Origin of the sequence: Lentzea sp. NPDC060358, from assembly GCF_042725365.1 — a bacterium.
Classification (GTDB): Bacteria; Actinomycetota; Actinomycetes; order Mycobacteriales; family Pseudonocardiaceae; genus Lentzea.
The window spans coordinates 1-9,438 of sequence record NZ_JBHXCW010000275.1; the positions used below are offsets into that span (position 1 = coordinate 1).

Sequence of the window (9,438 nt, forward strand, 5' to 3'; positions counted from 1 at the left end):
CTCCCGACGAGCTCGACCGTCCGGCCGGCCCGGCGGGACTCGTCGACCCACTGGTCGATCGCCTGCCCGCAGGCCTGGTCGAGGTGCCGGACCTCGCTCAGGTCCATCCGGACGTGCTCGCGGTCGACCCGTTCCAGCTCTTCCAGCAGCCTCGGCAGCCGCAGGAAGGTCGCGTTGCCGCGCAACGCCACCCCGTCGGCCGTGACGACCACCGACAACCGGGACACGTCCCAGGCGGTCTTCACGACCGCCGCCAGCAGGCCGACGACCGTGCCGGTCAGCAGGTCCGTGGCCACGATGAGGCCCGCGGTCAGCACGAGCACCACGACCTCCGTGCGGTCCTTGCGCCACAACGGGAGCAGCTGGCCGAGCCCGAGCAGCTTCCAGCCGGCGTGCACCAGCACCGCCGCCAGCACGGCCACCGGGATCAGCGTCAGCAGGCCCGGCGCCGCCACCACGAACACCAGCAGCCACACGCCGTGCAGCACCCTGGCCGCCTTGGTGCGCGCCCCCGCCGCCACGTTCGCCGAGCTGCGCACGATGACCGCCGTCATGGGCAACGCGCCCAGCAGGCCGCAGATCGTGTTGCCAACGCCCTGCGCGACGAGCTCCTTGTCGTACCGCGTGCGCGGGCCGTCGTGCATGCGGTCGACGGCGGCGGCGCTGAACATGCTCTCCGCCGACGCGACCAGCGCGAACACCACCGCGGTGCCGATCACCCCGGTGTCGGGCAGCGAGAGGTCCGCCAGGTGCACGTCCGCCGACAGCGTGCCGACCGAGATCCGGTCGACGCCCGCCGCGAACACCGCCGCCACCGCGGTGCACACGACCACGCCCACCAGCACGCCCGGCACGACCCGCAACGGCGTCCGCTGCCACACCAGCACGATCACGACGGTGAGCAGGCCCAGCGCCATCGCGACCGGCGACACCAGGATCGGTTTGAGCTGCCCGAAGATCAGCACCAGCCCGATGCCGGCGAGCATGCCCTGCACCACGGCAGGCGAGATCGCGCGGAACCACCTCCCGCACCGGGCCAGGCCCAGCACGACCTGCAGCAGCCCGGCACCCAGGACGATCACGCCCAGCGCCCCGATCCCGTGCCGGCCGACGGCGTCCGCCACCAGCACCGTCAGCCCGGCGGCCGGTCCGCTCACCTGCATCGTGCTGCCCGGCAGCAGGCCGACGACGATGCCGCCGACCACCCCGGTCACGATGCCCAGCTCGGCCGGCACCCCGGACGCCACCGCCACACCGACGCACAGCGGCAACGCCACGAGGAACACGACAACGGATGCGCCGAGGTCGGCCCAATGCCTCTTCATCACCGGACCCCCTACAGCGGAAGGAAGGCGTGCTCGGCGCACGCGGAGACCTCGCCGGTCTCGATGTCGTAGAACCAGCCGTGGACGCGCAGCCGTCCCTCCGCCACCTTCTCGGCGACGAACGGGTAGGCCAGCAGCACGTCGAGCTGCGCCCGCACGTGCTCTTGGCCCTCCGCGCGCATGGCCGGTTCGCTCGCCGGCCGCGGTTCCTTCGGCCGCAGCCAGCCGCGCATCGCGGGCAGGTGGTCGATGCCGCCGCCGGTCAGCGCGCCCACCGCACCGCAGTGGGAGTGGCCGCACACGACGATCTCGCTGACGCCGAGCTGCAGCACGGCGAACTCGATGGTGGCCATCTCGCTGCTCGGGGCGTGCAGCGAGAACGGCGGGATGACGTTGCCCGCGGTCCGCAGCTCGAAGAGCGATCCGGGTTGCGCGCCCGTGATGGCCGCCGTGACGATGCGCGAATCGGCGCAGGTGATGAACATCGTGCTGGGTCGCTGCCCGGCGGCCAGCTCACGGCCGAGCGCGCGCGACCGGGAAGCGGCGTGTGCGCGGGCATGCTGAACAAAGCGATGGAAGTCCATGGGAATCCCTCACTGCACATGGAGAAAACGTGTTCGGTTTGATCGGGTGACGAGGACCGATCAGTGCCGGAACACCTGCAATGCGGGAGGTGTGCGCCAGACGGTTATCGGTTCGGCCGAGGACACGGGCACGAGAGCGGGCTCGTCCTGCGGCGCGAGCGCGGCCACCGACGAGGGCCTGACCAGGCCGGACGCCCGGTCGGGCGCGACCAGCACCCTCAACCGGTTCGTCTCGCGCTCCTCGCGGGGCGCTTCCTCCTTGGGAACGGAGGTCTTCGACTTCGGCGGCGGCGCACTGACCGACGCGGTCGAGACGGCCGGGGTGAGCACGGCGCACAGGGCGACGACGATCGCGAGCAGAACGCTGCGCATGACTCACCCCCGACCGAGCTGATTTTTCTCACCCAGTTTTACCGGAGAAGATGACACAGTGGTTAACACATGACATGTACCACCGTTTCAGACGCGAAATTCACCCGAAAGAATTTACGCGTTTCACTGGCTGGAACGGTTACCGCTCGGGGCGAATACCGAATTTGTCCTCGACCATCCGCCAGAACGCGGGAACGGCGTCCGCGACCGGGTGCTGCCGGATCTCGCGGCGGCCCTCGCGGCGCTTCTTGCGGCCGGAGAACGTGATCGCGAAGCAGCCCTCGCCGACCGGAGCCCCCGTCGACGGCGAGATCACCTTGATCGTCTCGTGGCGACCGCCGGCCGGGTCCAGCGACACCACCACGAGGTCGTGCATCGACGTGACCACGCCGAGCCGGTCCGCCACGCCGCTGTCCAGGACGCTCGCGACGATGTCCCGCAGGTACCGGTGCGCGGCGAACCCCTCGTGCTCCCGGTTCAGCTCGTCGAACCACTCGGCCACCGCGGCCCAGCTCGTGCCCCGGAACCGGCCCTCGATCGACGCGAACGCGAACGGGAAGTCCTCCACCGGGCCAAGACTAGGCAAAAGGAGAACGCCCCGGCCGACGTCGTTGTCGGACCGGGGCGTTCATGCTGCTCTCCGCTGACTGACCCCGTTGTCAGACCACAGCGAGCGGAAGCTGGTTCGGGATGACGGGCGACGGCAGGTTCGACGCCCCGGTGAGGAACTTGTCGACGGCGTTCGCCACCGACCGCCCCTCCGCGATCGCCCACACCACCAGGGAAGCCCCGCGGTGCGCGTCGCCGCAGACGAACACGCCGGGCGCGGTCGTCTGCCAGTCGGAGCCGCACGAGATCGTGCCGCGCGCCGAGAGCGAGATCCCGAGCTCGTCCAGCAGCGTCATGTGCTCGACGCCCTCGAAGCCGATCGCCAGCAGCACCAGGTCCGCGGGCAGCACCTCGACCTCGTCGGACAGCGGCACGACCGAGCGGCGGCCGGACGAGTCCTTCTCGACGCGCACCTGCTGCAGCTCGATGAACCGCACGTGCCCCTCGTCGTCGCCCACGAAGCGCTTGACCGCCACGGTGAAGCGGCGTTCGCCGGCCTCTTCGTGCGCGGGGTAGGTGCGCAGGATGTGCGGCCACACGGGCCACGGCGAACGGTCGTCGTCGCGGACCGAGGGCGGCATCGGGTACTGGTCGAGCTGCGTCACCGACAGCGCGCCCTGGCGGGTCGCGGTGCCGTAGCAGTCGGCGCCCGTGTCGCCACCGCCGATGACGATGACGTGCTTGCCCTCGGCGGAGATCGACGACGGGCCGTCGCCCTCGACCGCGCGGTTCGCGGGCACGAGGTGGTCCATCGCGAGGTGCACGCCGTCGAGCTCACGGCCGGGAGTCGACTTGTCGTCACGGCCGCGCAGCGCGCCCACGGCCAGCACGACCGCGTCGAACTCGGCGCGCAGCTGCTCGACCGTGACGTCGACGCCGACCTCGCAGCCGGTCACGAACTTGGTGCCCTCGCGGCGCAGCTGCGCGAGCCGCCGGTCGAGGACCTTCTTCTCCATCTTGAACTCGGGGATGCCGTAGCGCAGCAGGCCGCCGAGCCGGTCGTCGCGCTCGAACACCGTGACCTCGTGGCCGGCACGGGTCAGCTGCTGCGCCGCGGCCAGCCCGGCGGGACCGGACCCGACGACGGCGACGCGCTTGCCGGACGACACCGCGGCCTGGGACGGCTGGACGTAGCCGTTCTCCCACGACACGTCCGCGATCGTCTCCTCGACCCGCTTGATCGCGACGGCACCGCCGGCGTCGTGCGAGATCGCCAGCACGCAGGCGGCCTCGCACGGTGCCGGGCACAGCCTGCCCGTGAACTCCGGGAAGTTGTTGGTGGCGTGCAGGCGGTCCGAGGCGAGCTCCCAGTCGCCGCGGCGGACCAGGTCGTTCCACTCGGGGATCAGGTTCCCGAGCGGGCAGCCCGCGGTTCCGCTGTGGCAGAACGGGATGCCGCAGTCCATGCACCGCGTCGCCTGCGTGCGCACGGCGGCGTTGCGCTCCTCCGGGGACTCCTGGAGGTAGACCTCGTTCCAGTCCTGCACCCGTTCCGGCTTCGGACGCTTCGGCGCGTCGGAGCGGGAGTGCTTGAGAAAACCCTGTGGATCAGCCACGAGACGCCTCCATGACAGCCGCGTCAACGTCCCGGCCCTCGGCGCGGGCGAGACGCATGGCGTCCATCACGCGCTGGAAGTCACCGGGCATGACCTTCGTGAACGCACCGGCCCTGCGGGTCCAGTCACCGAGCAGCGACGCGGCGACGGCGGAACCGGTCGCCCTGTGGTGCTTGGTGATGGCGTCCTTGAGCCAACGCAGGTCCTCGGCGTTGAGGCGCTGCAGTTGCACCATCTCCTGGTTCACCGACAACGGGTCCAGGTCGAGCACGTACGCGATGCCGCCGGACATGCCGGCCGCGACGTTGCGCCCGGTCGGCCCGAGCACCACGGCCCGGCCTCCGGTCATGTACTCGAAGGCGTGGTCGCCCACGCCCTCGGCGACGAGCAGCGCGCCGGAGTTGCGGACGCAGAAGCGTTCGCCGACCCGGCCGCGCAGGAAGATCTCGCCGGAGGTCGCGCCGTAGCCGATCACGTTGCCCGCGATCACCTGCTGCTCGGCGCGGAACGGCGCGTCGTCGTGCGGCCGGACGATGATCCGCCCGCCCGAGAGGCCCTTGCCGACGTAGTCGTTCGCGTCGCCGACCATCTCGAGCGTGATGCCGCGCGGCAGGAACGCGCCGAGCGACTGGCCGGCCGACCCCGTGAGCTTCACGCGGATCGTGTCGTCCTCCAGGCCCTCGCCGCCGAAACGGCGGGTGACCTCGGCGCCGAGCAGCGTGCCGACCGTGCGGTTGACGTTGCGGACCGGCAGTTCGAGGGTGACCTTGTGCGCGTCCTCGAGCGCCGCCTCCGCGAGCTGGATCAGCGTGCGGTCCAGGGCCTTGTCGAGGCCGTGGTCCTGGTCGCGGATCCGGCGCTTCGCCGTCGGGTACGGGGTCTCCGGCACCTCGAAGACCGGGTCCAGGTTCAGGCCCGCGGTCTTCCAGTGGTCGATCGCGTCGTCCTTGTCGAGCAGCTCCGCGTGCCCGACGGCCTCGTCGATCGTGCGGAAACCGAGCTCCGCCAGCAGTTCGCGGGCCTCCTGCGCGATGAACTCGAAGAAGTTCACGACGTGGTCGGCCTGCCCGGTGTAGCGGGCGCGCAGGTCCGGGTTCTGGGTGGCGACGCCGACCGGGCACGTGTCCAGGTGGCAGACGCGCATCATCACGCAGCCCGCGACGATCAGCGGCGCCGTGGCGAAGCCGAACTCCTCCGCACCGAGCAGCGCGGCGACCACGACGTCGCGGCCCGTGCGCATCGCGCCGTCGACCTGGACCGTGATGCGGTCGCGCAACCCGTTGAGCAGCAACGTCTGCTGGGTCTCGGCCAGGCCGATCTCCCACGGCGTCCCCGCGTGCTTGAGCGAGTTCATCGGCGAGGCGCCGGTGCCGCCGTCGTAGCCGGAGATCAGCACGACGTCCGCGTGCGCCTTCGCCACACCGGCGGCGACGGTGCCGACGCCGATGGACGAGACGAGCTTCACGTGAACCCGCGCCTGCTCGTTCGCGTTCTTCAGGTCGTGGATGAGTTGCGCCAGGTCCTCGATCGAGTAGATGTCGTGGTGCGGCGGCGGCGAGATGAGACCGACGCCCGGCGTGGAGTGCCGGGTGCGCGCGACCCACGGGTAGACCTTGAAGCCGGGCAGCTGGCCGCCCTCGCCGGGCTTCGCGCCCTGCGCCATCTTGATCTGGATGTCCGTGGAGTTCACGAGGTACTCGCTCGTGACGCCGAACCGGCCACTCGCGACCTGCTTGACCGCGGAACGCCGTTCCGGGTCGTAGAGGCGCTCGCGGTCCTCGCCACCCTCACCGCTGTTCGACCGGCCGCCGAGGCGGTTCATCGCGATGGCGAGGGTCTCGTGCGCCTCGGCCGAGATCGAGCCGTAGGACATGGCGCCGGTGTTGAAGCGCTTGACGATCGAGCTGACCGGCTCGACCTCGTCGATCGGGATCGGCGTGCGGCCCTCGGTGCGGAACTTGAACAGGCCGCGCAGCGTGCCGCCCTGCCGGGAGATGCGCTCGACCTCCGCCGTGTACTGGCGGAAGACGTCCTCCTTGCGCGTCTTCGTGGCGTGCTGCAGCAGGAACACCGTCTCCGGCGTGAACAGGTGCAGCTCGCCCTCGCGGCGGTAGGAGTACTCGCCACCCACCTCGAGGCGGCGGTGCTCGCGCGCCGTCGGGTTGTCCGGGTGTGCGCGGCGGTGGCGCACCGCGACCTCCTCGGCGAGCACGTCGAGGCCGGCGCCTCCGAGCTTCGACTGCGTGCCGGTGAAGTACTCGTCCAGCAGGTCGTTCGACAGGCCGACGGCCTCGAAGATCTGCGCCGCGGTGTAGGCGCCGACCGTCGAGATGCCCATCTTCGACATGATCTTCAGGACGCCCTTGACGAGCGCCTTGACGTAGTTGCGGATCGCCTTGTGCGCCGGGACGCCGGTGATGGCGCCCTGGCTGATCAGGTCCTCGATCGTCTCGAACGCGAGGTACGGGTTGACCGCGGCGGCGCCGTAGCTCAGCAGGGCGGCGACGTGGTGGACCTCGCGGCAGTCGCCGGACTCGACGACGAGCGCGACCCGCAGGCGTTCCTTGGTGCGCACCAGGTGGTGGTGCACCGCGGAGACGAGCAGCAGCGACGGGATCGGCGCCATCCGGTGGTCCGAGTCGCGGTCGCTCAGCACCAGCGTGCGGGCACCGTTCGCGATGGCCTCGGACGCCTCGCGGCGCACGCGCTCGATCGCGGCCGTCAGCGCCTCGCCGCCACCGTCCACCTCGTACAGTCCGGACAGGACGGTGCAGGCGAAGCCCGGCAGGTCGCCGTCGTCGTTGATGTGGATGAGCTTCGCGAGCTCGTCGTTGTCGATCACCGGGTAGTCGAGCGTCACGTGGCGGCACGAGACCGGGCCCGGCTCGAGCAGGTTCTGCTCGGGTCCCATCACGCGCTTGACGGACGTGACGATCTCCTCGCGGATCGCGTCCAGCGGCGGGTTGGTGACCTGGGCGAAGTTCTGCACGAAGTAGTCGTAGAGCAGCCGCGAGCGCTGGCTGAGCGCCGCGACGGGCGTGTCCGTGCCCATGGACGCGAGCGGCTCCATGCCCGAGACGGACATGGGCGTGAGCAGGATCCGCAGCTCCTCCTCGGTGTAGCCGAAGGTGAGCTGGCGGCGCACGACGGACTCGTGGCTCTGCACGACGTGCTCGCGGTCGGACAGGTCGGCGAGGTCGAGCAGGCCGGCGTGCAGCCACTCGTCGTAGGGGTGCTCCGACGCGAGGTTCGACTTGAACTCCTCGTCGTCGATGATCCGGCCCTCGGTGGTGTCCACCAGGAACATGCGGCCGGGCTGCAGGCGGCCCTTCGCGACCACCTGGTCCGACGGCACGTCGAGCACACCCGTCTCGGATGCCAGCACGACCCGGCCGTCGGCGGTCTGCCACCAGCGGGCGGGACGCAGGCCGTTGCGGTCGAGCACCGCGCCGACGATCTCGCCGTCGGTGAACGTGACGCAGGCCGGGCCGTCCCACGGCTCCATCAGGGAGGCGTGGAACTGGTAGAACGCGCGGCGCTTCGGGTCCATCGTGGCGTGGTTCTCCCACGCCTCCGGGATCATCATCAGCACCGCGTGCGGCAGGCTGCGGCCGCCGAGGTGCAGCAGCTCCAGCACCTCGTCGAAGCTCGCGCTGTCGGAGCCGTCCGGGTTGCAGATCGGGAACAGCCGCGCGAGGTCGCCGGGGACGAGCTCGCTGTCCAGCAACGCCTCGCGGGCGCGCATGCGGTTGCGGTTGCCGCGGACGGTGTTGATCTCACCGTTGTGGGCGACGAACCGGAACGGGTGTGCGAGCGGCCACGACGGGAAGGTGTTCGTGGAGAAACGGCTGTGCACCAACGCGATCGCCGAGTGCAGGCGCTCGTCGTGCAGGTCGGGGAAGAACGCCGGCAGCTGCTCGGTCGTCAGCATTCCCTTGTAGACGATCGTGCGCGCCGACAGCGACGGGAAGTAGACGCTGCCCTCGTGCTCGACCCGCTTGCGCAGGCAGAAGGACAGGCGGTCCAGGGCGATCCCCGCCTCGTCGCGGGTGCCCTTGACGAACAGCTGGGCGAAGTGGGGCGCGACCGACATCGCGGTCGGGCCGACGTCGGCCTTCTCCGGATCGGTCGGGACGTCGCGCCAGCCCAGCACGACAAGGCTTTCCTCGTCGGCGATGCGCTCGATCTGCGCCATCGCGTCGGCGCGTTCTTCGGGCTCGAACGGCAGGAACGCGATGCCCGCCGCGTACTGCCCGCGCTCGGGGAGGTCGAACTCCACGACGGCGCGCAGGAACTCGTCCGGCAGCTGCAGGAGGATGCCCGCGCCGTCACCGGACGTGGGCTCGGCGCCGGCGGCACCGCGGTGCTCCAGGTTCGCCAGTGCCGTCAACGCATCGCTCACGATGCCGTGGGAACGCCTGCCCTGGATGTCGGCCACCATGGCGACACCGCAGGCGTCGCGCTCGTCAGCGGGGTCGTACAGACCCTGGGGGCCGGGGATGGCGGAGAAGATCACTGCGCAGACCTCCTTCGTCGTCCTCGCGTAAAGAACTGATGTCCTCGTGCTCAGACCTCGAACCAACAGGTGGGAGCACGGGACGACGATGGCCCGCGTGTTGACGCGACTTTAACAGCCGCGAAACCCAGGGACACCCGCCAATGGGTGATCTAGGTCATGGATGTGTAACGATTGCCCGCTGCTGAACGACATTGCGTCCACCGTCGGCGTTCGTTACGGCCGGGTTAGCGTAACCGAACGTTCAACTCCGGCCACTCGGATGAGAGCTGCGCGACATTCCCGGTCTACCACTGGATGCGACGGGCGCTCCGGCATCGTCGCTGGTCAAGGACAAATCGTCTCAGTTAGCGGACGCTCACGCCCGTCTGCCTCCCGGCACCGTAGCACCGTCCACTCGAGTCCCGCCGGATTGTTCCCCGCCAAACGAAAACCGAGGCCCCGCTCCCCCGCGTCACCGGCGGGGAGAGCGGGAC

The 9,438-nt window shown here is 70.4% G+C and carries 6 protein-coding genes; all 6 read right to left on the minus strand.

Annotated features, from left to right (window positions below; genetic code table 11):
* A partial coding sequence (locus ACFWGZ_RS35855) for a SulP family inorganic anion transporter (protein WP_382456033.1) occupies nucleotides 1-1,325 on the minus strand: 1,325 nt, incomplete at its 3' end.
* 11 nt (nucleotides 1,326-1,336) lie between these two features.
* A complete protein-coding gene (locus tag ACFWGZ_RS35860) occupies nucleotides 1,337-1,909 on the minus strand; it encodes a carbonic anhydrase (RefSeq protein WP_382456034.1) in 573 nt (190 codons plus the stop codon).
* A gap of 60 nt (nucleotides 1,910-1,969) precedes the next feature.
* The gene (locus ACFWGZ_RS35865) at nucleotides 1,970-2,281 is read right to left on the minus strand and encodes a hypothetical protein (RefSeq protein ID WP_382456035.1); all 312 of its coding nucleotides are present in this window, start codon (nucleotides 2,279-2,281) and stop codon (nucleotides 1,970-1,972) included.
* A gap of 139 nt (nucleotides 2,282-2,420) precedes the next feature.
* On the minus strand, nucleotides 2,421-2,849 hold the full coding sequence (locus tag ACFWGZ_RS35870; RefSeq protein WP_382456036.1) for a hypothetical protein: 429 nt from the start codon (nucleotides 2,847-2,849) through the stop codon (nucleotides 2,421-2,423).
* Between the two features lie 91 nt (nucleotides 2,850-2,940).
* Complete coding sequence (locus tag ACFWGZ_RS35875; protein ID WP_382456037.1) at nucleotides 2,941-4,446, minus strand: glutamate synthase subunit beta; 1,506 nt, start codon at nucleotides 4,444-4,446, stop codon at nucleotides 2,941-2,943.
* Entirely contained in the window at nucleotides 4,439-8,962 is a 4,524-nt protein-coding gene (gene gltB, locus ACFWGZ_RS35880) for a glutamate synthase large subunit (protein ID WP_382456038.1), read from the minus strand. The genes ACFWGZ_RS35875 and gltB overlap by 8 nt, the downstream gene beginning before the upstream one ends.
* Nucleotides 8,963-9,438 lie beyond the last annotated feature (476 nt).